Origin of the sequence: Klebsiella sp. HN106 (genome assembly GCF_051209435.1) — a bacterium.
Lineage (GTDB): Bacteria > Pseudomonadota > Gammaproteobacteria > Enterobacterales > Enterobacteriaceae > Klebsiella > Klebsiella oxytoca.
The window spans coordinates 184983-211026 of sequence record NZ_JBLURD010000001.1; the positions used below are offsets into that span (position 1 = coordinate 184983).

At 57.6% G+C, this 26044-nt stretch carries 23 protein-coding genes and 1 pseudogene; 18 read left to right on the forward strand and 6 right to left on the reverse strand.

The genetic code is table 11. From position 1 onward, the window contains the following. Positions 1 to 58: 58 nt before the first annotated feature. A complete protein-coding gene (locus ACSIPU_RS00900; protein ID WP_049101317.1) occupies positions 59 to 829 on the forward strand; it encodes an alpha/beta fold hydrolase in 771 nt (256 codons plus the stop codon). Between the two features lie 80 nt (positions 830 to 909). Beyond that, a complete protein-coding gene (locus tag ACSIPU_RS00905) occupies positions 910 to 2166 on the forward strand; it encodes a putative acyl-CoA thioester hydrolase (protein ID WP_049101315.1) in 1257 nt (418 codons plus the stop codon). A 3-nt stretch (positions 2167 to 2169) separates the two neighbouring features. Here the strand turns inward: ACSIPU_RS00905 and ACSIPU_RS00910 are convergent, their stop codons facing one another. Then, complete coding sequence (locus ACSIPU_RS00910; protein ID WP_004112770.1) at positions 2170 to 3603, reverse strand: aldehyde dehydrogenase; 1434 nt, start codon at positions 3601 to 3603, stop codon at positions 2170 to 2172. A gap of 271 nt (positions 3604 to 3874) precedes the next feature. Here ACSIPU_RS00910 and ACSIPU_RS00915 point away from each other — a divergent pair, with 271 nt between their 5' ends. Then, positions 3875 to 5473 (forward strand): ABC transporter substrate-binding protein, encoded by a 1599-nt coding sequence (locus ACSIPU_RS00915; protein ID WP_016807850.1) that lies wholly within the window; start codon positions 3875 to 3877, stop codon positions 5471 to 5473. A gap of 16 nt (positions 5474 to 5489) precedes the next feature. Next, positions 5490 to 5723: a DUF2526 family protein gene (locus ACSIPU_RS00920; RefSeq protein WP_004101835.1), complete on the forward strand. Its 234-nt coding sequence runs from the start codon at positions 5490 to 5492 to the stop codon at positions 5721 to 5723. Positions 5724 to 5731: 8 nt separating this feature from the next. On the opposite strand, the gene ACSIPU_RS00925 is transcribed toward ACSIPU_RS00920, so the two are convergent. Both ACSIPU_RS00925 and ACSIPU_RS00930 read right to left on the reverse strand, forming a co-directional pair. After that, a complete protein-coding gene (locus tag ACSIPU_RS00925) occupies positions 5732 to 6181 on the reverse strand; it encodes a DMT family transporter (RefSeq protein ID WP_004101838.1) in 450 nt (149 codons plus the stop codon). Beyond that, entirely contained in the window at positions 6178 to 6696 is a 519-nt protein-coding gene (locus ACSIPU_RS00930) for a GNAT family N-acetyltransferase (protein ID WP_004101840.1), read from the reverse strand. The genes ACSIPU_RS00925 and ACSIPU_RS00930 overlap by 4 nt, the downstream gene beginning before the upstream one ends. Before the next feature lie 493 nt (positions 6697 to 7189). Between ACSIPU_RS00930 and ACSIPU_RS00935 the strand changes: the two genes are divergently transcribed. The 3 genes from ACSIPU_RS00935 to ACSIPU_RS00945 all read left to right on the forward strand — a co-directional run bounded on the left by ACSIPU_RS00935 (position 7190) and on the right by ACSIPU_RS00945 (position 10329). Beyond that, positions 7190 to 8485: a porin gene (locus ACSIPU_RS00935; RefSeq protein WP_049101312.1), complete on the forward strand. Its 1296-nt coding sequence runs from the start codon at positions 7190 to 7192 to the stop codon at positions 8483 to 8485. 165 nt (positions 8486 to 8650) lie between these two features. After that, the gene (locus ACSIPU_RS00940) at positions 8651 to 9226 is read left to right on the forward strand and encodes a helix-turn-helix domain-containing protein (protein ID WP_004101846.1); all 576 of its coding nucleotides are present in this window, start codon (positions 8651 to 8653) and stop codon (positions 9224 to 9226) included. Between the two features lie 65 nt (positions 9227 to 9291). Further along, the gene (locus ACSIPU_RS00945) at positions 9292 to 10329 is read left to right on the forward strand and encodes an NADP-dependent oxidoreductase (protein ID WP_004112778.1); all 1038 of its coding nucleotides are present in this window, start codon (positions 9292 to 9294) and stop codon (positions 10327 to 10329) included. Positions 10330 to 10372: 43 nt separating this feature from the next. Here ACSIPU_RS00945 and rihA read toward each other — a convergent pair whose 3' ends face one another. After that, positions 10373 to 11308 carry a pyrimidine-specific ribonucleoside hydrolase RihA gene (rihA, locus tag ACSIPU_RS00950; RefSeq protein ID WP_004101849.1) on the reverse strand — a complete coding sequence of 312 codons (936 nt, stop codon included), beginning with the start codon at positions 11306 to 11308 and terminating at the stop codon, positions 10373 to 10375. 293 nt (positions 11309 to 11601) lie between these two features. On the opposite strand from rihA, the gene ACSIPU_RS00955 reads away from it, so the two are divergent. Next, positions 11602 to 11901, forward strand: coding sequence for a DUF406 domain-containing protein (locus tag ACSIPU_RS00955; protein WP_017145949.1), 300 nt, complete (start codon positions 11602 to 11604; stop codon positions 11899 to 11901). A gap of 73 nt (positions 11902 to 11974) precedes the next feature. Here the strand turns inward: ACSIPU_RS00955 and pqqU are convergent, their stop codons facing one another. Beyond that, a complete protein-coding gene (gene pqqU / locus ACSIPU_RS00960; protein WP_049101311.1) occupies positions 11975 to 14089 on the reverse strand; it encodes a TonB-dependent receptor PqqU in 2115 nt (704 codons plus the stop codon). A 263-nt stretch (positions 14090 to 14352) separates the two neighbouring features. On the opposite strand from pqqU, the gene ACSIPU_RS00965 reads away from it, so the two are divergent. Together ACSIPU_RS00965 and ACSIPU_RS00970 are read left to right on the forward strand one after the other, a co-directional pair. Beyond that, positions 14353 to 15414, forward strand: a complete 1062-nt coding sequence (locus ACSIPU_RS00965; protein WP_049095243.1) for a 7-bladed beta-propeller protein YncE — start codon at positions 14353 to 14355, stop codon at positions 15412 to 15414. A gap of 224 nt (positions 15415 to 15638) precedes the next feature. Beyond that, positions 15639 to 15860, forward strand: a complete 222-nt coding sequence (locus tag ACSIPU_RS00970) for a YgdI/YgdR family lipoprotein (RefSeq protein ID WP_004101857.1) — start codon at positions 15639 to 15641, stop codon at positions 15858 to 15860. A gap of 49 nt (positions 15861 to 15909) precedes the next feature. Here the strand turns inward: ACSIPU_RS00970 and ansP are convergent, their stop codons facing one another. Beyond that, positions 15910 to 17367 (reverse strand): L-asparagine permease, encoded by a 1458-nt coding sequence (gene ansP, locus ACSIPU_RS00975; RefSeq protein WP_016807843.1) that lies wholly within the window; start codon positions 17365 to 17367, stop codon positions 15910 to 15912. Positions 17368 to 17635: 268 nt separating this feature from the next. Between ansP and ACSIPU_RS00980 the strand changes: the two genes are divergently transcribed. From ACSIPU_RS00980 to ACSIPU_RS01015, 8 genes and pseudogenes are all read left to right on the forward strand, one after another. Then, a complete protein-coding gene (locus ACSIPU_RS00980; protein WP_026055869.1) occupies positions 17636 to 18175 on the forward strand; it encodes an AAA family ATPase in 540 nt (179 codons plus the stop codon). A gap of 325 nt (positions 18176 to 18500) precedes the next feature. Continuing rightward, positions 18501 to 19502, forward strand: coding sequence for an LLM class flavin-dependent oxidoreductase (locus ACSIPU_RS00985; RefSeq protein ID WP_115239521.1), 1002 nt, complete (start codon positions 18501 to 18503; stop codon positions 19500 to 19502). Beyond that, complete coding sequence (locus ACSIPU_RS00990; protein ID WP_435321500.1) at positions 19499 to 20620, forward strand: amidohydrolase; 1122 nt, start codon at positions 19499 to 19501, stop codon at positions 20618 to 20620. The genes ACSIPU_RS00985 and ACSIPU_RS00990 overlap by 4 nt, the downstream gene beginning before the upstream one ends. 30 nt (positions 20621 to 20650) lie before the next feature. After that, positions 20651 to 22924 (forward strand): annotated as a pseudogene (locus tag ACSIPU_RS00995) (NtaA/DmoA family FMN-dependent monooxygenase). 11 nt (positions 22925 to 22935) lie between these two features. Next, positions 22936 to 23445 carry a GNAT family N-acetyltransferase gene (locus tag ACSIPU_RS01000; protein ID WP_016807839.1) on the forward strand — a complete coding sequence of 170 codons (510 nt, stop codon included), beginning with the start codon at positions 22936 to 22938 and terminating at the stop codon, positions 23443 to 23445. A gap of 9 nt (positions 23446 to 23454) precedes the next feature. Next, positions 23455 to 24384 (forward strand): amino acid ABC transporter permease, encoded by a 930-nt coding sequence (locus ACSIPU_RS01005; protein ID WP_004101870.1) that lies wholly within the window; start codon positions 23455 to 23457, stop codon positions 24382 to 24384. Next, entirely contained in the window at positions 24368 to 25147 is a 780-nt protein-coding gene (locus tag ACSIPU_RS01010) for an amino acid ABC transporter ATP-binding protein (RefSeq protein WP_016807838.1), read from the forward strand. The genes ACSIPU_RS01005 and ACSIPU_RS01010 overlap by 17 nt, the downstream gene beginning before the upstream one ends. Then, on the forward strand, positions 25144 to 26037 hold the full coding sequence (locus ACSIPU_RS01015) for a transporter substrate-binding domain-containing protein (RefSeq protein WP_016807837.1): 894 nt from the start codon (positions 25144 to 25146) through the stop codon (positions 26035 to 26037). Before ACSIPU_RS01010 ends, ACSIPU_RS01015 begins: the two co-directional genes overlap by 4 nt. Positions 26038 to 26044: the final 7 nt, after the last annotated feature.

The window sequence follows — 26044 nt, forward strand, 5'->3', positions numbered from 1 at the left end:
GGCTAACTTTTAGTGATGACTGTATAAAAAAACAGGCTCAACTAACGGATGATCTTCGATGAACAGTTTCTATTCCTCTCAGGCCGGCGGCAACGTGCGCTGGCTGGACCTGCCCGGCCGCGGTGAACCGATTATCTTTATCCACGGCCTGGGCTGCGCCTCAACCTATGACTATCCTCGCGTGGCCGCCGATCCTGCGCTGGCCGGACGGCGAACGATTCTGGTCGATTTACCCGGATACGGCTACAGCGACAAGCCGCCATCTTTCGGCTATCGCATTGGCGATCAGGCCGGAGTGATAGTTGAGCTTCTGGATTGCTTAGGGCTAACGCGCTGCTACTTGTATGGTCACAGCATGGGCGGCAGCGTGGCGATTGAAGCCGCAGAACGGCTCGCCGAACGGGTGCTGGGGCTGCTGGTGGCCGAACCCAATCTCTATCCCGGGGGCGGGATGTACAGCAGGCGCATCGCGGAACAAACCGAAGAGCGCTTTATTGCCAGGGGCTATGCCGAGATGCTCAGTGCCGAAACCTCGCCCTGGGCCGGTTGCCTGCAAAACAGCGCTCCGTGGGCGGTGTGGCGCGGAGCGTCCAGCCTGGTGAAGGGCGCTAATCCGTCCTGGTTTACCCGCTTTATCCATTTATCCTGTCCTAAGGCCCTGATTTACGGAGAGCATTCGTTACCGGCTGAAGAAGCGACGGATACTGTCGCGGCGGGGATCCCGCTGTTAGCGCTCCCGCTGGCCGGGCATTCAATGGCGTGGGAAAACCCATCGGCGCTGGCCCGCACGCTGGACAATTTTTATGCCAGCATTGAGGCAGAAATCTGATTCGTGATCGCTACATACAAAAAGAAATAATATTTCATTTATTTTGATATTCTGTTTCTTTTATATGTGGCGAGCGTGAAATGCGAATAATCAACATCCTGGGTATCTCGGCTTTACTCTGTACGCCTCTGCTTCTGCAAGGGTGCGTAACGCAACATCCGCGCGGGACGGCTTCCCGCCCGCAGCTTACGGCGGCGGAAGCGGCAAGCTTCACCATGGAGCGCTATTTTGCGCAGGGCGGCGCGTTGAGTGCCCCGGATGGGCCATGGTCGCCATCGCCAGTTAGCCTTCCGCAAACGGAAAGCGCCTGGCGCGTGGCGCTTGCGGGAGCGCCGTACTCTCGCATTCAGCAGGCGGTTAATGCGGCAATAGCCCAGCATTCGGCAAAGAATGAGCGTATCTATATCCGTATCGAGCCAGGCATCTATCGGGAAACGGTCTATATCCCCGCAGGGGCGCCGCCGATAACCCTTTATGGTGCCGGAGAGCAGCCCGAAGAGGTCAGGATTGAGCTGGCGCTGGATTCACAATTTTCTGCGCAGCGCTATCGCGAGCAGGTGAACGGCCAGCATCAGTATCGTGAAGGCGACCCCGCCTGGTACCAGTATGCGCTTTGCGCCGGGCGTACCAGTAAGACAATAGGCACCAACTGCGCGGCGGTGATGTGGTCGCAAAGCGCTGATTTCCAGCTGGTTAATCTTAGCGTAGCCAACAGTCTGCTGGATACCGTTGATGGCGGTACCCACCAGGGGGTGGCTCTGCGGACGGATGGCGATCGCGTGCAGCTGGAGAAAGTCCGTTTGCTGGGACGCCAGGATACGCTCTATTTGAATACCAGCAACCTGCGTAATGAAGCGGTGACGGATCGCATTAGCCGCGTATACGTCAAAGACAGCTACGTCGAAGGGGACGTGGATTATGTCTTCGGCCGGGCGAATGCGGTCTTTGACAATGTGCATTTCCACACCGTCTCGACGCGCCGTTCTCCCGAGGCTTACGTGCTGGCGCCGAACACGTTGCCGGATAATCCATACGGCTTTCTGGTGAAGAACAGCCGCTTTACCGGCGACAGCGGCTATCAGGGCAGTTTCAAGGCAAAGCTGGGCCGCGCCTGGGATCAGGGGGCAGGCAAGACCGGCTATTTAGCGGGGCAGACCGCCAACGGACAGGTGCTGATCGCCAACAGCGCTATCGATCAAAGCTACGATCGGCTTTCCCCATGGGGCGCTGCGGCCACCACCTCCCGACCGTTCCGCGGCAATTTTTCCGCAGAACGACAGCTGGATGACGTGGCCTTTAATCGCCTGTGGGAATTCAAGAACCATTGGCGGCCTTGAAACTTAAAACGGCAGCTCGCGCGGGAGCGTTTGCAGCGTGATCCAGCGCAGCTCGGTAAACTCGGCAATCCCCGCGCGTCCGCCAAAGCGGCCATAGCCCGATGATTTACAGCCGCCAAACGGCATTTGCGCTTCATCGTGCACGGTGGGGCCGTTGATGTGGCAAATGCCGGTTTGCAGATTTTGCGCCAGGTTCCACGCCCGGGCGCTGTCCCGACTGTATATCGCCGACGAGAGGCCATATTCGCTTTCGTTCGCGACGGCCAGCGCTTCGGCTTCGTTCTGAACGCGAATAATCGATTTCACCGGGCCGAACGATTCCTCATGCCAGATGCGCATTTCCCGGGTGACGCCATCGAGCAGGGTGGCGCGCATTTGCGTCGAATTGGATGTGCCGCCTGTGAGCAGGCGCGCGCCCTTCGCCAGCGCATCCTCTATCAAGGCATTGCAGCGGGTGACGGTCTTCATCTCTACCACCGGGCCGAGCAGGCTGGCGGGCAGGGCCGCCGCGCGCCTGGCCAGCAGCGCCACAAACTCTTCCGCGACGGCCGCATCCACAATGATGCGCTCGGTCGACATGCAGATTTGTCCGGCGTTGGCGAATGCGCCAAAAACGGCGCCCGCAGCCGCCTGTTCGAGGTCAGCGTCGTCGAGCACCAGCAGCGGTGCCTTGCCGCCCAGTTCAAGCACCGCCGGTTTCAGATGCTCCCCGCAGGTGCGGGCGATAATCCGTCCTACCGGCGTCGAACCGGTGAAGTTGATGCGGCGTACGGCGGGGTGCGCTATTAGAGACTCCACCAGCGCAGGAGCGTCGGCGGGAGTGCAGGTCAGATAATTCACCACGCCGGCGGGGAAGCCCGCCGCCGCCAGGGCATCGATAATTAGCCCCTGAGTCGCCGGCGAGAGCTCCGCGCCTTTGAGAATAACCGTATTTCCGCAGGCCAGCGGCGTGGCGATAGCGCGAGTCGCCAGAATCAATGGTGCGTTCCACGGCGCCATGCTGAGTACGACGCCCGCCCCCTGACGGATGCCCAACGCCAGATTTCCCGGCACGTTAGAGGGGATCACCTGGCCTTCGATTTGCGTGGTCAATGCGGCGGCTTCGCGCAGGATATCGGCGGCCAGATGCACGTTAAAACCGGCCCAGTGCGCGGTGGCTCCCGTTTCGGCCGCCATCGCGGCAATAAACTTCGCCTCACGGCGCAGCATCTCTTCGGCAGCGTCCAGCAGGAGGCGTCGCCGTTCTGCGGGTATCGTATCGCGCCATTGCGGATACGCCGCGCCGGCGGTATCGGCGCAGCGGCGAGCGTCAGCCAGGCTGGCGGCGCTGGCAACGGAGGCGTTTTCTTGCGTCAGCGGGTTGTAGCGGGTAAAAGTGGCATGGCCTTCCGCATCGTGCCACTGGCCGTTGGTGTAGAGAGTGCAGGTTATTGTCATTGTAGGTTTCTCCTGGCGTTGCGATTTGCCGAGTGTACCGGGTTGCGCCGCCGCGTGATGCCGCCCGGGCGGTTATCGCCCTGTTTTTTCGCAACCTTTCGCACGCTTCACATTTATGACTGAAATCGAGGGGGGAGTGAGAGTAGAGATGCTGAATTAATCGGCGAAAATGCGGTTTTTAGCATAACCTGATACCAATTGATTATTTGCCGGTTGAATTCCCCTGTGCTGTTATTAAAGGACTTATAACAAATTCATAAGGTTTATAACCATGTTTACAGGGAAAACGTTTATTGCGCTGGCGTTGAGCGCACTTCTGCCGGCAGCAAGCGCGCTGGCGGCGGGCGATGATACGCTGGTCTATTGCTCCGAAGCTTCTCCGGAATCCTTCAATCCGCAGATTGCCAGTTCAGGGCCCTCTTTTGTCGCCAGCTCTCAGGTGCTGTATAACCGGCTAATAAACTTTGATCCGGTCAAAAACACGCCAGTTCCTTCCCTCGCGACGGAATGGAACGTCTCTCCGGACGGCAAAACCTGGACCTTTACCCTGCGTAAAGGCGTGCAGTTCAACAGCAATAAATTCTTTAAGCCGACCCGCGATTTCAACGCCGATGATGTGCTGTTCTCGGTGCTGCGCCAGAAAGATGCGAATCATCCTTATCACAATGTTTCCCACGGGCAATACGAATACTTTCACGACGTCGGGCTGGATAAGCTGATTAAAGAGGTCAAAAAGATCGATGACTACCACGTTCAGTTTGTGCTCAACGAACCCAATGCGGCATTCCTCGCCGACTGGGGGATGGATTTTGCGTCAATTCTGTCTGCCGAATATGCCGATGCAATGCTGAAAAAAGGCACGCCGGAGTATATCGATACCTGGCCTGTCGGCACCGGACCTTACGCCCTCCAGCAGTACAAGGTGGATTCGCTGATCCGCTATGTTGCCAACCCGCACTACTGGGATGGTGAAGTGCCGACTAAACACCTGATCTTCTCGATCACCCCGAACGTTGAGACACGGCTGGCGAAGCTACAAACCAATGAATGCCAGATTATTCCCGCGCCGTCGCCGGTACAATTCCCGGTGATTAAAGGTAATAAAGATCTGGCGCTGCATTCGGTTGAGGCGCTCAACGTCGGCTATCTGGCGTTTAATACCGAGAAAAAGCCGTTCGATAACCTGCTGGTGCGGCAGGCGCTCAACTATGCCACCGACAAGCAGGCGATCGTGAAAGCGGTGTTCCTGGAGTCCGGCAGCGTTGCAAAATCGCCGATCCCTGCCAATATGCTGGGCTATAAGAAAGATCTGCCCGATTACGACTACGATCCGCAAAAAGCGAAAGATCTCCTTAAACAGGCCGGGCTGGAAAAAGGGGCCGAAGTCACCCTCTGGTCGATGCCGGTGCAGCGCCCGTATAATCCTAATTCGCGCCGTATCGCTGAAATGATCCAGAACGACTGGAGCAAAGTTGGCATCAAAGCCAAAATCGTCACCTATGAGTGGGGCGAGTACCTCGCCGGTATGCGCAAAGGGGAGCATGACAGCGCGCTGTTTGGCTGGATGTCAGATAACGGCGATCCGGATAACTTTGCCGGTACCCTGTTAAGCTGCGATAACATTAAAACCGGCTCCAACGTTGCCCGCTGGTGCGATAAGCCCTACGATGCGCTGGTGAAAAAGGCTATCCTGGTGAGCGACCCGCAGGAGCGCGCTAAACTCTACGCTCAGGCGCAGGAGATTTTTTATCAGCAGGCCCCATGGATCACCCTGGCAACCGGCAAAACCTTCTACGCGACGCGCAGTAACGTTAGCGGATACAGCGTGAGCCTGATGGGCAGCGATTTTTCCAAAGTTAAACTTAATTAAGCCGGAAGGAGGAAGCATGTCGCATCTGGATGAGGTCGTCGCGCGCGTGGACGCGGCGATTGCCGAAAGCGTCATTAGCCATATGAACGAACTGCTGATTACATTAAGCGACGACGCCGGGCTGGGGCGAGAAGAGCGCTACGTGCAGCAGCAGCGTTTGCGTAACGCTATTGCTCATCATGGCCGCCAGCAGCATGAGGAACAGGAAGCGCGCCGGGAGCAGTTGACCCGCGGCGGCGAGATCCACTAAGCCAGGCGCTAGAACTGGCGTCTGGCCACCAGCCAGGCGCCGATAACCAGCATTACCGCACCGCAGAGTGGGCCAATCAGCGCGCGAAGCGGAACGCCATGCGCGCGAAGTAAATCCATCACCAGGCCACCGATCAACTGACTGGCAATCAATACTGCGATGGTGGTCGCCGCCCCGACGTTCTGATAGCCGCTGATGCTGGCAAAGACAAAGAACGAACCCAGCAAACCCGGAATTAGCGTCCACCACTTTACGCTGACCGCCAGCTCCTGAATCCCTGCCGCGCCGTGCTTCAGCAGCAGTATCGTGACAAAAATCACGATGCCGACCAGCGAGTTCAGCAGCATAGCGATCAGAATGGTCGATGCGGACTGGGTAATTCGTACCATCAGGGTGTTTTGCACGACCAGCCCAATGCCGGCGGCAATCAAACAGGCCAGGGTCAGCGTCTGATTCATGCGCCGCCGTCCGGATCGCGGCGATCGTCAAGCTGTAGCTGCATAAAGGTCAAATCCAGCCAGCGGCCAAATTTCGTGCCGACCTGCGGCATCTGTCCGGTGGTGATAAAGCCCAGCGTGTGGTGCAGATGTAAAGAAGCCTCATTTTGCGCTTCAATACCGGCAACCATCACGTGCTTATTCAACCGCTTAGCTTCGGCGATCAGGGCCACCAGCAGGCTGCGGCCCAGCCCTTTGCCCTGATGCGCAGGATGGACATATACGGAATGCTCGACGGTATGGCGAAAGCCATCAAAGGCGCGCCAGTCTCCGAAGGAAGCATAACCGGTAATGACGCCGTTTTCTTCACTCACCAGCACCGGATAACCGGCGATCTGTCGGGCTTCATACCACGCGATGCGATTGTCGGTATCGACAGTTTTATCGTTCCAGATGGCGGCGGTATGGACGACCGCATGGTTGTAGATTTCTGCGATTGCCGCGCAATCGTCTTTGCTGGCATGGCGGATGATCATGGTAACCCTCAGGCTTGTACACTATAGTAGTACGCTATTATTACAATAATGTACGCAAGGCTGTCATCTGTTTTAGTCATAAATTTTTCCTCTGGCTTGCCGAATCCGTCGGTTCTCTGTCCAGGACTCTCCTGTCTCATCATTCAAATCAATAACTCCTGTATTACAACTGATTGAACGTATCACTATTACTCTACAGTCATATTTTCAATTTTTATTTACCGGTTTTATATTTTGATGACATTTAGTAATGAAGTTGTGGCCACGATAACTTCATGATTGTATTGAAGATGATACAAATCATTGTGATAGCATTCCCTTTTTTATTTTTACGCAATAGAAATAGCTTAACCCCGGAAGATATATTGTCATTAATCAGAGTGCGTATGGAAAAATATACGGCATAACTCTGGTGGATTTTATAACGATATTCCATTCATACCATTATGCGTATTTATACGCAGGGATTCATTTTGCTGATAAGGGTGAAGCAATGGCGCGTAGGAAAAATATGAAAGTAGTAGTGCCTTCGATACTGACAATTATTATGGGTAATGTATTTGTCAATACCACCATGGCGGCTGAAACCAATGTGCTACAGGCGGCACCGGCTTATACCGCAACGCAGACAAAAGGGGAGACGCTGTGGAGCAATGATGATACGGCGATCGGTATTTTAGGATCCGTACGTTTAATGGCCAAAACGGATTCTCATCATAGCCAGGAACATAATATACAGAATAATGACTCACGGCTGGGGGTAGCCGTACGGCATAATTTTGATCTGAACGGCCTGAGTAATTATGCCGTAGGTTATTATGAGACTGGCGTTCATGGTTTAGATTCCGCAACAGATGACCAGGGCAACGATGTTTATACCCGGCAGGCTTATGCCGGTATTGGTAACGATCGATATGGTGTAGTGACCTTCGGTAAACAATATGCGCCGACCGACTGGGGGTTGGGCATTGACACAACCTATGCCTGGGGTGGAAAGGCGAAACATGATACCGCCGGAATGTCGACGGATATTATTAATTCCGCGGCAATCTACTATTTTAATGATAAAAATATGACCCTTGGCGTCATGGGGCAAGGTAATGACAACGTCGACAGCATCGGCTTTGCGGCCTATGGCGATGGCCCGAACCTGCATGACGCTTACCGCGATGGTTCAGCCACCGTTCACGGCGGCGCCGCGGCCGCCGCGCAGTATCGCTGGGATAACGGCTTCTCCGTCTCCAGCGCCGTTGCTTATAATCATTACACGGTAAATAGCGGGTCAGCCAGCGGCTGCCAGAGTTTTGGCCCGAATGGTCACTGCTTTCATTACACCGATAATAACGGTGATGCCTATGACGGCAATACATATTCCATGGGGATGAACGCAAAATATACCGCCAACGTCGGCGACCACGCCTGGTATAACGGCGCGGAGGTGACGTATTACCTGAATAAAGTTAATGATGTTAAAGCGGCGACCAGCGGTCATTACGATCGTAATACCCGGCATGGTGATGACCAGGAAACGGTGCTTGGCCTGGAATATGACTCACAGTTTAAAATCACGCCGGCCTGGGGAGTGTATGTTGATTTTAACTGGTCGCAGGGCGGGGATGCCATGGACGGGCAGCACTTCCAGTCGACGGTATTAGGCACTGATTACTGGCTAGGTAATAGCGCGGTGACCTATCTTGAATACGGCTACGAAAAAGCCTGGGGCAACGATAACGAGGCGTGGAATATTGACGATCATCTTGGCGCAGTGGGCCTGCGCGTCTTTATTTAGTCGAGGCGTTTTCTTTTCATTTATTGCCTTAAAGGATGTAAGTTTAATTATCCCCTGATTTCTCCAGATTGCCCGGCGTAATATCACGTCGGGCCTTTTCCTCGGAATAAGCGGCCATTTTCGGCTGGTTGTGCAAACAGACGCCCTACACTATAGTGTCACGCTATGAATACTATAGAAGACAACCTGAACCAGCGCATCAGCGCACGCATCCGTATTGAGCGGGAATCTCGCGGCTGGTCGCTGAGCGAACTGGCGGATCGGGCGGGCGCGTCCCGGGCGATGATCCACAAGATCGAGCGCGGCGAAAGCAGCCCGACGGCCTCTATGCTTGGGCGGCTTTCCGGCGCCTTTGGCATCAGTATGTCGACGCTGATCGCCCGCGCCGAGATGCAGGAAGGCAAGCTGCTGCGGTTGGCTAATCAGCCGGTGTGGCACGACCCGCAGAGCCACTATCTGCGTCGTCACGTGTCGCCGCGTAGCGATTTGCCTATCGATCTGGTGCAGGTGGAGCTGCCCGGGGGCAGCGATATTCCGATGCCGGCGGCTTCTTATGCCCTGGCGCGACAGCTTATCTGGCTGCAGCAGGGCGAGCTGGTGTTTATCGAAGGCACTACGCGCCACGAAATGCAGGCGGGGGATTGTCTGGAGCTCGGGCCGCCGAACGACTGCCGCTTCATTAATGAAACCACGCAGCCCTGCGTCTATCTGGTCGTCCGGCTCAATCAATCTGCCTCATAATGTCAATGCGCGCTGACGGGAAAGCAGCTAGCCTCAATACAGACTTGTCAAAAGAGGAGTTTGTTATGGCTTTTAATCCGCAACGCCACCGCCGCTGGCTGCTGGCATCCCGTCCGCACGGCGAGCCGACCGGGGAGAACTTCCGCCTGGAAGAGGGTGAGGTCGCTTCTCCTGGGCCGGGGCAGCTGCTGCTGCGCACCGTCTTTCTGTCATTAGATCCCTATATGCGCGGGCGGATGAGCGACGCGCCTTCCTACTCGCCGCCGGTCGCCATTGGCGCGGTGATGGTGGGCGGCACCGTAAGCCGCGTTGTAACGTCGAACCATGCTGATTATCAGCCCGGCGATTGGGTGCTCGGCTACGGCGGCTGGCAGGATTATGAGATTTCCGATGGCAGCGGGCTGGTGAAGCTGGGCGATAACCCGGAACACCCCTCCTGGGCGCTGGGTATCCTCGGTATGCCGGGCTTTACCGCCTACATGGGACTGCTCGATATCGGCCAGCCAAAAGCGGGCGAGACGCTGGTGGTAGCCGCCGCCACCGGGCCGGTCGGCGCCACGGTCGGCCAGATAGCGAAGCTGAAAGGATGCCGTACGGTAGGCATTGCGGGCGGCAGCGAGAAGTGCCGTTATGCGGTAGAGACGCTGGGTTTCGACGTCTGTATCGATCACCGCGCGCCCGATTTTGCCGTTAAGCTGTTAGAAGCGTGCCCGCAGGGCATCGATATCTACTATGAGAACGTTGGCGGCAAAGTATTCGATGAAGTGCTGCCGCTGTTGAACACATCGGCCCGCGTGCCGGTCTGCGGCCTGGTCAGCGGTTACAACGCTACCGCGCTGCCCGCTGGCCCGGATCGTTTACCGCTGCTGATGGCGACGATCCTCAAAAAACGCATTCGGATGCAGGGCTTTATCATCGGCCAGGATTACGGTCACCGGATTGCGGAGTTCCAGCAGGAGATGGGGCGCTGGGTGCAGGCAGGGAAAATCAAATACCGCGAGCAGGTCGTTGACGGCCTGGAGAACGCGCCGCAGGCGCTCATCGGCCTGCTGAAGGGTGAGAACTTCGGTAAGGTCGTGGTTCGCGTCTCTCCTGACGAGTAATCATGTACCCGGCAGGCTTCGCGCCTGCCGGATAGTTTGACCATCAGGCGTAAAACGCCAGCCGCTCGGCCAGCAGATCGACAAAGGCCCGGCGATCGATGTCGAGCATCACCGTCGTATTTGGCGTCTTGCCGGTCAGGTTGTAGAAATCGACCACCGTCATTCCCTGCGTATATTTCCCCTGCGTTTCCACGCCGACCCAGCGTTCAACGGTGGTAAACATCTCCGGCTTCAGCAGCCAGGCAATGGTGCAAGGATCGTGCAGCGGAGCGCCGACAAAACCCCATTTTTCATCCTTATGGTACTCAAGGAAAAAGTCGAGTAGTTCGGCGACGATAGTGGATATCGGATTGCCGATACGGCGGAAACGCTCGATATCTTCGACGTGGATTTGCGCTTTGTGGGTGACATCCAGCCCGGCCATCACCACCGGGATCCCGGACTGGAAAACGATCTCTGCCGCTTCCGGGTCGACGTAGATATTAAACTCGACCGCCGGCTGCCAGTTACCCAGCACCATGGCGCCGCCCATCATCACGATGCGGGCAATTTTGCTATGCAGTTCAGGGTGGCTGTTGAGCAACAGGGCGACGTTGGTTTGCGGACCGGTAGCAACGATCGTAACCGGCCCGGCGCTTTCGCGCAGCGTTTTCGCCATCAGCTCGACGGCGGTGCAGGCCTGCGCGGCAAAGCCCGGCTCCGGCAGCGCCGGGCCGTCAAGCCCACTCTCGCCATGCACGTTATCGGCGATAATCAGCTCCCGCATCAGCGGCTTAAGCGCGCCGCCGGCGACCGGAATATCCGGGCGCTTAAGCAGGGTGAGCATCCGCAAGACGTTGCGCAGCGTTTTTTCCGGTGTCTGGTTTCCGGCGGAGGAGGTGACGGCTTTCACATCGAGTTCGGGTGAGGCGAGGGCAAGAACGAGGGCGATCGCGTCGTCGTGACCCGGATCGCAATCGATAATCACTGGCAGTGCCATGGCAGCTCCTTGTTGGCGTTATTTTGTGACAAGGGTAACGCCGCAAAGCGCTATAGACGAGGCTCAACGCAGGATAGTGTGATGGTGTGCACGAATGGTTGCCGATATTTTGGGCTCTCTCGCCAGGACGGATGCGCGATCTGTGCGCAATCAGGGCGTAGCCATGCGGTGGCGCAAGAAGTCGCTTCACGCGGTGGCGTATAATGATAAAACGACTCAACCATACGAATATTATTGGTTTGCTTTCCGCAAATGGATTCTTATTCTAAAGAAAATTTTACGAGGTAACCGCAATGAAAGATGTTGTAGATAAATGCAGTACCAAAGGCTGTGCCATTGATGTAGGTTCGATTATTGATAATGAGGACTGCGTATGGCGAGTTGAGAAAAACTTCGTCAGCCGTGAAGAGGCTGAGTCCACCCTGGCGGCCGTTCGCCAACGTGCCGAAGCCGCCGCACCCGCCAGCGAGCCGCCGCAGGTTGACTATACCATTGAGACCGCCGGTGATGAGGTTAAGCTTGAGGCTTCAATTGCCTTCTCCTGCCAGGCGGAGAAGATTATCTTCGAATTGTCCTTAAGAAACGTGATTTAACGTCAGCAAGCCGCCACAGCTAATCCTCAAGGGGATCATGCAAGCGATCCCCTTGAGGTTCAGCGGTTAAGGGTTACTCAAATCGCCATGCCAGATTGAGCCCGATGCCGTAGTTGCGGCCCGGCGCCGGTTCGTAGTAGCGTCCATTGGATTCGTTAACGATAACCGAACCGGCGTAGCGGCGGTCAAACAGGTTATCGACGCGGCCAAACAGATCCATATCCATCTTGCCGTAGCTCCATTTATAGCCGGTCGTCAGGCCGACGACTGTCCAGGACGGCGCTTTGGCGGTGTTCTCATCGTTAGCCATAATATCGCTCAGATAGCGAATATCGCTGCCCGCGTACCAGCCTTTTTCGGGCTGGTAGCCGAAGGAGGCGTAGCCCATGTTACGGGCGATCCCCGGAATACGATTGCCTTTACAGCTGGCATCGTCGCAGACGTTGGTACGATAGGTCGCATCCAGCCAGGTCCAGGCCGCTTTTAAACGCCAGCTCTCGCCAAACTGCTGATCCAGCCCCAGTTCCATCCCCTGGCGACGGGTTTTCCCGGCGTTTTTGTAGCTGGTACGGCCCCCGCTGCTGGCATCGACAACAATCTCATTGTCGGTGTCGGTCTGGAACAGCGCGGCAGTTAACAGGCCATTGCCGATTCGCGCCTTACTGCCAATTTCAACCGTTTCGTTGGTCGACGGCTGCAGGCCAAAATTCAGCCCGCCCTGGTCGCCGGAGCGATAGGAAAGCTCATTGATCGTCGGCGTTTCGAAACCGCGACCGGCGGAGACGTAGACATTCCAGGCGTCGGTTACCGCATATTTCAGCGAGCCTGCCGGCAGCCATTTATGATAGCTGGCTTCGCCGCTGTCATCGCCGTTGCCCGGCGTAATGTAATAATCGTTGGAATCGAACCAGACTGAGCTATAGCGCACGCCGGCGTCCAGAGAGAGCTTCTCGGTGAGCTGCCACTGGGTTTGCAGATAAGGGTCAAGGTTCCACATCAGGTTGCGCTCGTTGCGGCGCAGGTCGCCTTTCTCCCCGTACTGCGGCGCGCCGTTGTTCATGACAAAGTTTTCGTAACCCTTGCGACGTTCGCTCATGGTCTCGTAGTCGAGACCGGTGGTAAAGGTGACCGGCACCAGAAGCTCGCCACGGTGGGTCCAGCGGGTATCAATGCCCTGATAGTGACGCGTCAGGTCGATCACGCCGCCCGCATGGGTGGGTTGTTTGAGCTGCGGCGCACGCGGGATCGACTGATATTGCGTGGTCTCACGCTCGCCGGCATACATCATCACGCTCAGATCGTCCTGCTCGCTCAGCTGTCGCTCGTAGCGTAAACCGGCCTGGGTCTGTTTGATGGTTTTACGGGTATTGTACTCATCGCCTCTCGGCGACTGGCGCGGATTGTTTTGCCATTCGTCATAGCTCAGGCCGCCCGCGTCATTAGCTTTAATATCCACGCTGTTAAACAGCAGGGTCAGCTTACTGACGTCATTGATGCGCACGCCGAGCTTCGCGTTGGCGAGATTCTTACGCGCGCCGCTATGGTCGCGGGAGCCATGGGTGGTGAAGCGGTTGGTGGAGACCACATAGTCGACATCGCCCGCATGGGTGCCGTCGCCGACCGCGCCGGTTGCTTTCATGCCGTAATGCCAGGTACCAAAGCTGCCATAATAGCTGCTGGCTTCGAGAGTTGGTGGCTGGGCGCCGGTCTGGCTGGTAGCGTTGATCACCCCGCCGGAGGAGTTACCGTACAGGGCGGAAAACGGTCCGCGCAGCACTTCAAGCGAATCGAGGCTGCCAATATCAATATTCGAGGTTTGCCCCTGGCCGTCGGGCATGGTGGCCGGAATGCCATCGACGTAAATGCGCAGCCCGCGCACCCCGTAGGTGGAGCGAGAGCCAAAGCCGCGAATTGAAAGCTGCAGATCCTGCGCGTAGTTCTGGCGGTTTTGCACCTGTAGTCCCGGTACCGCGCCCAGCGACTCGGAGAGGTTAACCCGCGGCGCAGCCTGGCGCATCTCATCGCCGTTAACCACGCTGACGGCGGCGGGGGTATCGAGTTCAGAGACTGCCGACGGCGCGGCGGTAACTACCATGGTCTGTTCAGCGGCGATAGCGGTTGGCGCAGCGGATACCAGCGGTAAAAGCAGAGCGGGGAGCGCGACGGCGCGCACGGAAAGGATTTTCATCAACGTTACTCACAAAACGAACCAAACGGAACATATGTATATATGTTAGCTCTTTTGTAAATTTTTTGAAAAGACTTAACAGGATTTGAGTTAACAAATAGCAAGAATTGCGTGATGCTCAGGACACAACTGGTAATTAACGCTCCACATTGCGATAAATAATGATTACTATTCGCATTCCAAAGAATAGCGCAAAGCGATGATTTTGCGCCCCGGAAGCACTGTCGAGCAGGCATATATTTGTTTTATCAAAGGGAGTCGTCATGTCATTACGTCATCTGTCCGCGCCGCGTCTGCGCCGTTCACTGTTGTTAACTTCATTACTGCTGGCGGGGAGCTTTAGCGCCCATGCGGCGGAAGAAATGCTGCGCAAAGCCGTCGGCAAGGGCGCATACGAAATGGCCTATAGCCAGCAGGAGAACGCGCTGTGGGTGGCCACATCGCAAAGCCGTTCGCTGGATAAAGGCGGCATCGTTTATCGTCTCGATCCGACGACCCTCGAAGTGACCCAGATCATTCATAACGACCTGAAACCCTTCGGCGCGACGATCAATAACGCCACCCAGACCCTGTGGTTTGGCAACACTACCGACAGCACCGTCACTGCCATTGATGCTAAAACCGGTAAGGTAAAAGGACGTCTGGTGCTCGACGCTCGTCAGCGCAGCGAGACCGTGCGCCCGCTGGCGCCGCGCGAGCTGGCGGTCAATGAGAAAACCAATACCGTCTACATCACAGGCCTGGGTAAAGAGAGCGTGATTTGGGTTGTGGATGGCGACAAGCTGACGCTGAAAGACACTATCGCTAATACCGGCGCAATGGCGACCGGCCTGGCGGTGGACGCAGAAGCGAACCGCATCTATACCACCAACGCCGACGGCGAGCTGGTGACTATCGACAGTAGCAGCAATAAGATCCTCTCGCGCAAGAAGTTGCAGGATGATGGCAAAGAGCACTTCTATCTGAATCTCAGCCTTGATACCGCCGGTCATCGCGCCTTTATCACCGACAGTAAACAGCCGGAAGTGCTGGTGGTCGATATTCGCGATGGCAAAGTGCTGGAGAAAATCGCCGCGCCGGAGTCCCTGGCCGTTCTGTTCAACCCGACGCGCAATGAAGCCTACGTGACGCACCGCAAAGCCGGGGAAGTGAGCGTGATCGATGGTAAGAGCTACAAGGTGGTCAAAACTTTCAAAACCCCGACCCACCCGAACAGCCTGATGCTTTCCGCCGATGGCAAAACGCTGTACGTAAGCGTGAAGCAGGAATCGACGCGTCAGAAAGAGGCGACCCAGCCGGATGACGTTATCCGCATCGCGCTGTGATCTTCACGGGAGGGGGAAGCCCCTCCTGAAAGTCGTTCTGCCGGGCGGCGGTTTGCGTCTTACCCGGTCGGCATAATCCCCGCCTGGTTCGTGCCTTACAGAAAATAGCGTCTTCACCGATATCACCCTCTGTTACAAACGCTTATTAGCCTGACAAATGTAATGGCTATAAACTTACCGCTTTCCTGCGCAAGCGGGACGGTGGCATTAATCCTGGAGATATGATGAAAAGAACATTGATGGTCGTTTGCGCCGGCGCAATGCTGGCTTTGCTGGCAGGCTGTAGCTCAAACTACGTGATGACGACGAAAAGCGGGCAAACCATTGTGACGCAGGGCAAACCGAAGCTGGATAAAGATACCGGCATGACCAGCTATACCGATGAGTCGGGCAATAAGCGTCAGATTAACAGCAGCGATGTTGCTCAGCTGGTGGAAGATAATTAAGTTCTGCAGTTGCGGTTTGCCCCACCGGGCAAACCGCAAAAGGGACGAGTTACGGTTTTTCAATATCCGGCGCAGTGCTGTGAATATCATGCACGCGCTTGCGTACGCCAAACCAGCCGGCGACCAGCAAAACGGCAATCAGCGGAATCGAACCGATGGTATAAGTCCCATTCGGGTAATCGAAAGCCATTAATACCAGCACGCTCAGCAGGAATAGCAGGGTCAGCCAGGAAGTAAAAGGCGCTCCCGGCATCTTGAAGCTGACGTCTGCGGCCTTGCCTTCTTTGATCGCCTTGCGCAGGCGCATCTGGCACACCACAATAAATCCCCACGAGGCGATGATGCCCAGCGAAGCGACGTTGAGGACTATCTCAAACACCTGCGAAGGCACCAGGTAGTTGAGGAATACCCCAACGACATAGACGCCCAGCGTCGCCAGAATACCGGCATAGGGCACGTGATGGCGGCTCATTTTCGACATAAATTTAGGCGCCGAACCGCCCATCGACATGGAGCGCAGAATACGCCCGGTGCAGTACAGTCCGGAGTTGAGGCTGGAGAGCGCGGCGGTTAATACCACAATATTCATCACGCTGCCGATATACGGCACGCCCAGCTTCGAGAAGAAGGTGACGAACGGGCTCTGCCCGGCCTGATAGGCATTCCACGGCAGCAGCAGCACCAGCAGCAGCACCGAGCCAACGTAGAACAGACCAATACGCCAGATGACGCTGTTGATGGCGCGCGGCACCATGGTCTGCGGATCTTTACACTCGCCGGCGGCGGTACCTACCAGTTCAATAGAAGCGAAGGCGAAAACCACGCCCTGAACCAGCACCAGCGCCGGGAGCAGGCCGTGCGGGAACAGACCGCCGTTATCGGTGATCAGATGGAAACCAGTGGCATTGCCATCCAGCGGCTTGCCGGTGCCAAGAAAAATAGTCCCGACCACCAGAAACGCCACGATTGCCAGTACCTTGACCAGCGCGAACCAGAACTCCATCTCGGCGAACCATTTCACGCCGATCATATTCATGGTGCCGACGATCGCCAGCGCGCCGAGGGCAAACACCCACTGCGGAACGTCGCCGAACGCGCCCCAGTAGTGCATATACAGCGCGACGGCGGTGATATCGACAATCCCGGTCATCGCCCAGTTGATGAAGTACATCCAGCCCGCAACGTAAGCCGCTTTTTCGCCGAGGAACTCGCGGGCGTAGGAGACGAAGCTGCCGCTGGAAGGGCGATGAAGCACCAGCTCGCCAAGCGCGCGTAAAATAAAGAACGAGAAGAGGCCGCAGACCAGATAAACCAGCGCCAGCGCCGGTCCCGCCATCTGCAGGCGCGCGCCCGCGCCGAGGAACAGGCCGGTACCAATCGCGCCGCCGATGGCAATCATCTGCACCTGACGGTTGCCCATCGCCTTGTGGTAGCCGGACTCCTGCGAGTTTAGCCAGTGGCGTTTGGCAGCGTGCTGCTCCGCCACGCTAGAGTGTTTTGTATTCATTGATGTCGCTATTTTCCTGTCAATGTCCATGAAGTGGTTCGTGCTGCTGGCTCTCCCATCATTCTGATGAATGAGATAAGCGAGCATGGCGGAGAATCCTACACGTATCGGAAAATGGACGCACGTAAAAGATTTGTCGACAGCACTTGCTTAAATATCAATGAGATCGGCAGGTTTAAGTCCTTCCCCGGCGCCCTGGAAATTTTGCTCAGCGTTTTAACGATATTGCGCTATGCTTTTCCGCCCGTGTTTTGCCCGAGAGGCCACGATGAAAATCAACGTAGTAGGGACCAGCGGCGTCGGCAAATCTACCCTCGCGCGTCGGCTGGCTCAGGAACTGTCTCTGCCTTATATCGAAATGGATGTGCTCTACTGGCTGCCCGAGTGGCAAGGGACGCCGGACGATGAGTTCTACGCTAAGCTGGCCGCCGCGCTCGCCGCGCCAGGCTGGGTGCTTGACGGCAACTATAACCGCAGTCGTCCGGTAAAATGGCGCGACGTGGATCTGGTGGTGTGGGTGGATTACAGCTTCTGGCGCACGATGCGCCAGGCTATCTGGCGCGCGGCATCGCGTGCCAGCCGACGCCAGGAACTGTGGCCTGACACCGGTAACTGTGAAACCTTCCGCCGCTCCTTCTTTAGCCGGGACTCCATTATTCTCTGGACGCTAAAAACCTGGCGCAATAATCGCCGCCGCTATCTGGCTGATATGCAGGATCCGCAGTATCGACATATTCGCTTTGTGCGCTTACGCAACCAGCAGCAGACCGAGGCGCTGGTGCGCGAGCTTCGGCAGAATAGCCGATAATCCCCCGGCTCGCGCTGCGCTTAGCCGGGCTACAGGCCCGCAGATTGCTCAGGACGCGTAGCCCGGACAGATGCGCAGCATCGCCTCCGGGAAATTCTGCCACTCTGCGCTCTTTTTCCGGGGGGCGGCGCAAAGCCCTTGCCCGGGCTACCGGGCCGCAGACTGCTGAGGATGCTTAGCCCGGACAGATGCGCAGCATCGCCTCCGGGGACATTTACCTCACCGCATATCTAATTTTCGGCAGAGCACATGTAAATAAATTGTTTCTCTCCAGCCGCGGGCGATTCTAATAATGCAGACATGTTAATTCACATGAGCCTGCGAAATGTCTTATCGAATCAGTATCCTGGATAAAAGCCCGCTGGCGGCCGGAGAAACGGCCGCCCAGGCGCTGGCGCGCACATTAACGCTCGCGCAACAGGCGGAAGCCTGGGGATATCACCGTTTCTGGATCGCCGAACACCACAACACCGACCAGCTCGCCAGCCCGTCGCCGGAACTGGCGATTGCCTGGATCCTCGGCCAGACCCGCAGCATTCGCGTTGGCTCCGGCGGCGTTATGCTGCAGCACTACAGCCCATATAAGGTGGCGGAGAACTTCAATATGCTGGCTTCTCTTGCCCCGGGCCGCGTGGATCTGGGCGTGGGCAAAGCCCCCGGCGGACTGCCGCTCTCCACTCGCGCGTTGCAGCAGGGACTTAATCTCCAGCAAAAGGGGAGTTTTGCCGACCAGCTGGCGCAGCTCGACAACTGGCTGTCGCTGACCGAAACCGATGGTGAAGAGAGCGTCCGGGCAACCCCAATCCCGCCGCGTCGCGCCGACGGTTTTCTGCTCGGCGCCAGCCTGGAGAGCGCGCAGCTGGCGGCGCAGCTGGACTGGAACTTCGTCTTCGCCGCCCATCTCAACGGCGATAAGCAACTGCTGCGGGAGGTGTTAACCCGCTGGCGCGAACTGAGCCGTCGCGACGCCATTATCGCCGTTCAGGTTATTGTGGCCGAAGAGGCCGCAGCGGCCGCGGCGCTGGCAAAATCCGTCGAAGCATGGGGCGTTGAGCTGGAAAACGGTCAGCGGGTGACCGTCGGCAGCGAAGCGCAGGCGGCCGCCTTTGCCCGTCAGGCGGGCAGCAGGCCGACGCGTATCGCCCGGCGGGAATCGGCCGTGCTGTCCGGCACCCCCGAGCAGGTGAAAGCGCAGCTGGATGCCTTGCAGTCGGCGTGGAACATCGACGAATTTATCATCGACACGCCTATTAGCGACGGCGCGGCGCGCCTTAACTCCCTGCGTCTGTTGGCCCGGGCGCATCTGAGCGCGGAGGTCCAGCCATGAGCCTTGCTGAACAGTTAATTCGCTGGCGGCGCGAGCTGCATCAGTATCCGGAACTTTCGCTGCAGGAGGTCGACACCACCGCGCGTATTCGCGACTGGCTACAAAGCGGCGGCATCAGCCTGTTGCCATATGATCTGAAAACCGGCGCGGTTGCCGAGGTTGGGAGCGGCAATAAGGTGATTGCCCTGCGTGCCGATATTGATGCGCTGCCTATCGAAGAGGCGGCCAGCGTGCCGTTTCGCTCGCTGAATGCCGGCGTGATGCACGCCTGCGGGCATGATATTCATACCAGCGTGATCCTTGGCGCGGCCTTACTGCTGAAACAACGCGAAGCGCAGCTGGCGGGACGCGTCCGCATTCTGTTCCAGCCGGCGGAGGAGAGCTTCGGCGGCGCGAAAACCCTGATTCGCGCCGGCGTGCTGGAGGGCGTTTCCGCCATTTTCGGTATGCATAATGAACCGGGGCTGCCGGTGGGGGAATTCGCCACCCGAGGTGGCGCGTTTTATGCCAACGTCGATCGCTTTGTGTTTAAGGTGACCGGCAAAGGCGCTCACGCCGCCCGGCCTCATGAAGGGAAGGATGCCATTCTGCTGGCCAGCCAGCTGGTGACCCTGCTGCAAAGCGTCGCCAGCCGCGAAGTGAACACCCTCGATTCCGTGGTGCTGAGCGTCACGCGGATTCAGGGTGGCAATACGTGGAATGTCCTGCCGGAAAGCGTCGAGCTGGAAGGTACGCTGCGCACCCATAGCAGCGAAGTCCAGCAGCGGGTGAAGGCGCGGGTGAGCGAGATTGCCGCCGGCTTCGCCAGCGCCTTCGGCGCGCAGATCGATGTCTTCTGGTACGCCGGGCCGACCGCGCTGGTCAATGATGAGCGCTGGGCGGCTTTCGCCAGCCACATGGCCGATCGATCCGGCTACCGCACGCACCATGCGGATCTCCATCTCGGCGGAGAGGATTTCGCCGTTTATCTTCAGCATATTCCCGGCGCGTTCGTCAGCATCGGCAGCGCCAGCGAGTTTGGTCTTCACCATCCGGCGTTTAACCCGGATGAGCGCTTAATCGCGCCGGCGGCGCACTACTTTGCCGATCTGGCAGAGCAGGCGCTGAAAGAACTTTAATTATTCAGGGTCATAGACTAAGGATTAACGATGTCTGAACAACGACAGCTGCGCATTGGCACTATCTTACATGGCGCATCGGGAAATATGTCGGCCTGGCGCCATCCGGCCGCGCTGGCCGACGCCAGTATTAACTTTGAGTTCGTGAAGCAGACGGCGTTAAAAGCGGAAGAGGGCAAGCTCGATTTTATTTTTGTTGCCGATGGCTTATATATTAATGAAAAATCGATCCCGCATTTTTTAAACCGTTTTGAACCACTCACCGTATTATCCACCCTTGCAGCGGTAACCTCGCGTTTAGGCCTCGTCGGCACCTTGTCGACCTCCTACAGCGAGCCCTTTACCACCGCTCGCCAGTTCGCCAGCCTCGATCATCTGAGCGGAGGACGCGCTGGCTGGAACGTGGTGACATCGCCGCTCGAAGGCTCAGCGAAAAACTTCTCCCGGGCGCAGCATCCCGATCATGCGCTGCGCTACCGCATCGCCGATGAATATCTTCAGGTCGTTAAAGGCCTGTGGGATTCATGGGAACAGGACGCGTTTATTCGTAATAAAGAGAGCGGCCAGTTCTTTGATAAAAATAAGCTGCATACGCTTAATCATCACGGTGATTTCTTCAAAGTGGCCGGCCCGCTAAATATTGCCCGCACGCCGCAGGGCCGACCCATTATCTTTCAGGCGGGCGCTTCCGAAGACGGTAAAAAATTAGCCGCCAGCCATGCCGACGCTATTTTTACCCATCAGGACTCGCTGGCGGAAGCGCAGGCCTTTTATCGCGACGTCAAAAGCCAGCTCGACGCGTACGGCTGCCGGGAGAGCGAACTACACATATTCCAGGGCGTCAGCGTGATCGTTGGCGATAGCGCCGACGATGTGGAACAGCAATACCAGACCACCGCCGCGCTGGTATCGATTGAGGACGCGCTGAATTATCTTGGCCGCTATTTTGAGCATCACGATTTCGCCCAATATCCGTTGGATGAGGCGTTCCCGGATATCGGCGACCTCGGGCAGAACAGCTTTCGCAGCACCACCGATGAGATTAAACGCAACGCCCGCGAACGCGGCCTGACCCTGCGCCAGGTCGCGCTGGAGGCAGCCAGCCCGCGACCGCGTTTTGCCGGAACCGCCGCAGAGGTGGCAGATGGGCTACAGCAGTGGTTTGAACAGCGCGCGGCGGACGGTTTTATTATCCAGGGCGGTACGCCGGATACCTTCCCGCGCTTTGTGGACCAGGTGGTACCGATCCTGCAGCAGCGTGGATTATTCCGTGAAGAATATCCCGGCACCACGCTGCGCGAAAGTTTAGGGCTGGCAGAGCCCGTCAATCAATTCCAAAAACAATAATAGAGAACACCCGCTATGCAGAAAACGCAGAAAAAATCGCTATTACTGGCGCTGGCGCTGGCCGTGAGCGCGTCATCCTGGGCGCAGAACGTCACGATCAACGGCACCGGCGTGAGCCTCGAAGCTAACAAAACGCCGATTCACACGGCAAAAAACCCTCAGGCTATCGCCCAACTGCCGAAGGGTCTCCACCTGGCGGTGCCGGGTAAGCTGACCGTCGCGGTCGCCGCGCTGAATTCGCCGCCGCTGACCGTGTTTTCTGATGATAACAAAACCCTGCTCGGCAGCGAGGTGGATATCGCCCGCCTGGTGGCCGACAGCCTCGGGCTGGAGCTGAACGTGGTGCCCACCTCGTGGGAAGACTGGCCGCTCGGCGTCGCCTCCGGCAAATATGATGCGGCGGTCAGCAATATCACCGTGACCAAAGAGCGCAAAGAGAAGTTTGATTTCGCCACCTACCGCAAAGATTCGCTGGGTTTTTACGTCAAGAGCACCAGTCCGCTGAGCAAAATTGAAAAAGCCGAAGATATTGCCGGGCTGCGGATTATCGTCGGCTCCGGCACCAACCAGGAAGCGATTTTGTTGGCGTGGAACGCCGAGAATCTCAAGAAGGGGCTGAAGCCGTTTACGCCGGTCTACACCAAAGACGACGCCGCCCAGACCCTGGCGCTGCAGTCCGGGCGAGCCGACGCCTTCTTCGGCCCGAACGTAATCGGCGCGTGGAAAGCGGCGCTGACCGGCAAAACCAGGCTGGTGGGCAGCGTTGACGGCGGCTGGCCGAAGGCGGCGCATATCGCCGTGACGGTGAAAAAAGGCAGCGGTCTGGTTGAACCGGTACAGACGGCGCTGAACGGCGCTATCCGCAGCGGCGATTACGCGAAGGTGCTGAGTCGCTGGGGCGAAGGCGTGGAGAGCATCCCGCAATCGGAAATTAACCCGGCCGGACTCGGCGATTAACAGGAGGCATGATGAGCGATCTATTCCGCGATGTCTCTCCGGAAGCGCCGGAGCTGCAGCCGATTATTGAGGGCCTGTTCGGCGAGTACGCCGCGCGCTACGGCGACTACTTTTCCCGCGATGCCGAAGTCGAGCTGACTGAATGGTATCTGGCGCCGCAGGGGCTATTTATCGTGCTGGAGCGGGAGGGGGAAATTATCGCTACCGGCGCGTATAAACCGAAAGATGCCCATACGGCAGAAATCAAACGGATCTGGACCCATCGTCGTCTGCGCCAGCAGGGGCTGGCGGCGAAAGTGGTGCAGGAGCTGGAACGTCGGGCGCTGCTGGCGGGCTACAGCCATATCTTTTTGACGACCGGTTTTCGTCAGCCGGAAGCGGTGCGGCTCTATCTGAGCCAGGGCTACGAGGCGCAGTTTGACCTCAACCGCGATCCGGAAGAGTACAGTTTGCCGCCGTTCGATGGTCGGCTGCGCTTTACGAAAGCGCTGGCGGTCAGCGCGCTGAGCCAGAGCGCTTAAGGAGCCAATATGCATACTCAGGAAACGATTAAGGTTGTCCCCGCGCGCTATCCGCTGCGGGCAGTGGGCGCGGTGCTGGCGCTGCTGGTGCTGGCGGTGGTGATTCAATCAGTTGCCTTTAACCCGCGCTGGGAGTGGGGCGTCTTTGCCCGCTGGTTCTTTGACCCGGTGATCCTCGAAGGCCTCGGGCAGACGCTGCTGTTGACCCTGCTGGCGACGGCGCTCAGCGTTATCTTCGGCGGACTGCTGGCGCTGGCGCGACTCTCCAGTTCATGGCTGCTGAGCAGCCTTGCCTGGGGCTATATCTGGTTGTTTCGCTCGCTGCCGCTGATCGTGGTGCTGATTATTCTCTACAACTTCTCTTATCTCTACGACACCCTGTCGATCGGCATTCCGTTCACCGCTATTCGCTGGGCCAGTTTTGAGACCATTAGCGTGCTGGGGCAGTTTTCTACCGCCGTTGTCGGGCTGACCCTGGTACAAAGCGCCTACACCGCCGAAATTATTCGCGGCGGTTTCCTCGGGGTTGATCACGGGCAGTATGAAGCGGCGGCGGCGCTGGGGCTTCCGGCCAGCCGCCGCACGCTGCGCATTATCCTGCCGCAGGCGCTGCGCACCATTTTACCGGCGGGTTTTAACGAAATTATCAGCCTCGCCAAGGGGACAGCGATGGTTTACGTGCTGGCGATGCCGGAGCTGTTTTACACCATCCAGATGATCTATAACCGCACCCAGGAAGTGATCCCCCTGCTGATGGTCGGCGCCGCCTGGTACCTGGCGATCACCAGCGTGCTGTCGCTGATTCAGTATCTGGTCGAGCGCGGCCTGGCCCGCAGCGAGCGCCGCTCGGCGGTTAATAGCGCCCGCAGCAGCCGTCGCGTTGTTGAAACCGTTCATCGTCCCCAACCGCAGGAGTCCGCCCATGCTCAACTCTCGTAACGGTCATATCTCCATTACCGGCGTCAGCAAATACTTTGGCCGCCATAAAGCGCTGGACGATGTATCGCTGGAAATAGCACCCGGTACGGTGACGGTGATCCTCGGGCCGTCCGGTTCGGGAAAATCGACGCTGCTGCGGGCGATCAATCATCTGGAGCGCGTTGATGAAGGCTTTATTCAGATCGATGGCGACTATATCGGTTATCGCCGTAAAGGCGACAAGCTCTACGAACTGAAAGAGAAGGAGATCCTTCGCCAGCGGATCAACGTTGGCTACGTGTTTCAGAACTTCAACCTGTTCCCGCACCTGACGGTGCTGGAAAACCTGATTGAAGCCCCCATCGCCCATAAACAGGCGACCCGTAAGGAGGCTATCGCGCGGGCGTACGAACTGCTGGACGTAGTTGGACTACGCAATAAAGCCGACGCCTGGTCGCGGCACCTGTCCGGCGGTCAGCAGCAGCGCATCGCCATTGCCCGGGCGCTGGCGCTTAACCCGCGAGTGATGCTGTTTGATGAACCCACCTCCGCGCTTGACCCGGAGCTGGTGGGGGAAGTGCTGGATGTGATTAAAAAGCTGGCGCGCTCCGGCACCACGCTGGTCGTGGTCACCCACGAAATTGGCTTTGCGAAAGAGGTGGCGGATCGGGTGGTGTTTATGGTCGACGGCAAGATAGTCGAGCAGGGCAGCAGCGACGATGTGCTGAACCATCCGCAGCACCCGCGTACGCAGCAGTTTTTATCGAGGGTATTAGCGGCATGAGAAACGGATTTTTGACCCTGGCGTTACTCTCTTTATCTGCGGCATCGCAGGCGGCTATCGACCTGCGCGCCAACGAGCAGCCGCTGCCGGTAACCCGCGATGAGCAGGCGGTGGCGAAGATCCCGGCGGATTACGTCTTCGTCGAACCGGGTACTTTAACGGTGGCGATTTCAGCGCTCAACTCGCCGCCGCTGGCGCTGCTGGCCAGCGATAACCGCACGCGTATCGGCAGCGACCCGGATATCGCCCGACTGCTGGCCGGCAGCCTCGGGCTGAAGCTAAAGCTGGTGCCCACAGCCTGGGAGGACTGGCCGTTGGGGATTACTTCCGGGCGCTACGATGTGGCGCTGGTGAATATTGCGGTAACCGAGCAGCGGAAAGCGAAGTTTGATTTTGCCACCTATCGCGTCGATTCGCTGGCCTTTTCCGTAAAATCGACCAGCGACATCGCCAGCGTGAGCGGCCCGGCGGATCTCGCTGGTAAAAAAGTGATTGTCGGGTCCGGGACCAACCAGGAGCGAATTTTGCTCGGCTGGAACGCCGAAAACGAAGCCGCCGGGCGACAACCTGCGCTACCGGTCTACCTGACCGATGACGCTTCGGGCAATCTCTATATTCAGTCCGGTCGCGCGGACGTGTTTTTTGGGCCGCAGTCGGTAGCCGCTTACAAAGCGGCGCTCAGCGGTAAAACCAAAGTCGTCGGGCTGGGGCCAAAAAAGGCTTATGTCGCCACCACCACCAGGAAGGGTAACGGACTGGTCTATGCGCTTCAGGCCGCGCTGGATGGCGCGATAGCGCGCGGAGAGTATCAGAAAGTGCTGGCCCGCTGGGGCGAGCAGGGCGAAGAGGTGAGGCAATCGGAGGTGAATCCGCCGGGGATTACCTACTAAAAAACCG

What these genes read in the sequence shown, in the direction of transcription:
- ACSIPU_RS00900 (WP_049101317.1), top strand. Translation starts at nt 59, where the DNA reads ATGAACAGTTTCTATTCCTCTCAGGCCGGCGGCAACGTGCGCTGGCTG.
- ACSIPU_RS00905 (WP_049101315.1), top strand. Translation starts at nt 910, where the DNA reads ATGCGAATAATCAACATCCTGGGTATCTCGGCTTTACTCTGTACGCCT.
- ACSIPU_RS00910 (WP_004112770.1), bottom strand. Translation starts at nt 3,603, where the DNA reads ATGACAATAACCTGCACTCTCTACACCAACGGCCAGTGGCACGATGCG.
- ACSIPU_RS00915 (WP_016807850.1), top strand. Translation starts at nt 3,875, where the DNA reads ATGTTTACAGGGAAAACGTTTATTGCGCTGGCGTTGAGCGCACTTCTG.
- ACSIPU_RS00920 (WP_004101835.1), top strand. Translation starts at nt 5,490, where the DNA reads ATGTCGCATCTGGATGAGGTCGTCGCGCGCGTGGACGCGGCGATTGCC.
- ACSIPU_RS00925 (WP_004101838.1), bottom strand. Translation starts at nt 6,181, where the DNA reads ATGAATCAGACGCTGACCCTGGCCTGTTTGATTGCCGCCGGCATTGGG.
- ACSIPU_RS00930 (WP_004101840.1), bottom strand. Translation starts at nt 6,696, where the DNA reads ATGATCATCCGCCATGCCAGCAAAGACGATTGCGCGGCAATCGCAGAA.
- ACSIPU_RS00935 (WP_049101312.1), top strand. Translation starts at nt 7,190, where the DNA reads ATGGCGCGTAGGAAAAATATGAAAGTAGTAGTGCCTTCGATACTGACA.
- ACSIPU_RS00940 (WP_004101846.1), top strand. Translation starts at nt 8,651, where the DNA reads ATGAATACTATAGAAGACAACCTGAACCAGCGCATCAGCGCACGCATC.
- ACSIPU_RS00945 (WP_004112778.1), top strand. Translation starts at nt 9,292, where the DNA reads ATGGCTTTTAATCCGCAACGCCACCGCCGCTGGCTGCTGGCATCCCGT.
- rihA (WP_004101849.1), bottom strand. Translation starts at nt 11,308, where the DNA reads ATGGCACTGCCAGTGATTATCGATTGCGATCCGGGTCACGACGACGCG.
- ACSIPU_RS00955 (WP_017145949.1), top strand. Translation starts at nt 11,602, where the DNA reads ATGAAAGATGTTGTAGATAAATGCAGTACCAAAGGCTGTGCCATTGAT.
- pqqU (WP_049101311.1), bottom strand. Translation starts at nt 14,089, where the DNA reads ATGAAAATCCTTTCCGTGCGCGCCGTCGCGCTCCCCGCTCTGCTTTTA.
- ACSIPU_RS00965 (WP_049095243.1), top strand. Translation starts at nt 14,353, where the DNA reads ATGTCATTACGTCATCTGTCCGCGCCGCGTCTGCGCCGTTCACTGTTG.
- ACSIPU_RS00970 (WP_004101857.1), top strand. Translation starts at nt 15,639, where the DNA reads ATGAAAAGAACATTGATGGTCGTTTGCGCCGGCGCAATGCTGGCTTTG.
- ansP (WP_016807843.1), bottom strand. Translation starts at nt 17,367, where the DNA reads ATGAATACAAAACACTCTAGCGTGGCGGAGCAGCACGCTGCCAAACGC.
- ACSIPU_RS00980 (WP_026055869.1), top strand. Translation starts at nt 17,636, where the DNA reads ATGAAAATCAACGTAGTAGGGACCAGCGGCGTCGGCAAATCTACCCTC.
- ACSIPU_RS00985 (WP_115239521.1), top strand. Translation starts at nt 18,501, where the DNA reads ATGTCTTATCGAATCAGTATCCTGGATAAAAGCCCGCTGGCGGCCGGA.
- ACSIPU_RS00990 (WP_435321500.1), top strand. Translation starts at nt 19,499, where the DNA reads ATGAGCCTTGCTGAACAGTTAATTCGCTGGCGGCGCGAGCTGCATCAG.
- ACSIPU_RS01000 (WP_016807839.1), top strand. Translation starts at nt 22,936, where the DNA reads ATGAGCGATCTATTCCGCGATGTCTCTCCGGAAGCGCCGGAGCTGCAG.
- ACSIPU_RS01005 (WP_004101870.1), top strand. Translation starts at nt 23,455, where the DNA reads ATGCATACTCAGGAAACGATTAAGGTTGTCCCCGCGCGCTATCCGCTG.
- ACSIPU_RS01010 (WP_016807838.1), top strand. Translation starts at nt 24,368, where the DNA reads ATGCTCAACTCTCGTAACGGTCATATCTCCATTACCGGCGTCAGCAAA.
- ACSIPU_RS01015 (WP_016807837.1), top strand. Translation starts at nt 25,144, where the DNA reads ATGAGAAACGGATTTTTGACCCTGGCGTTACTCTCTTTATCTGCGGCA.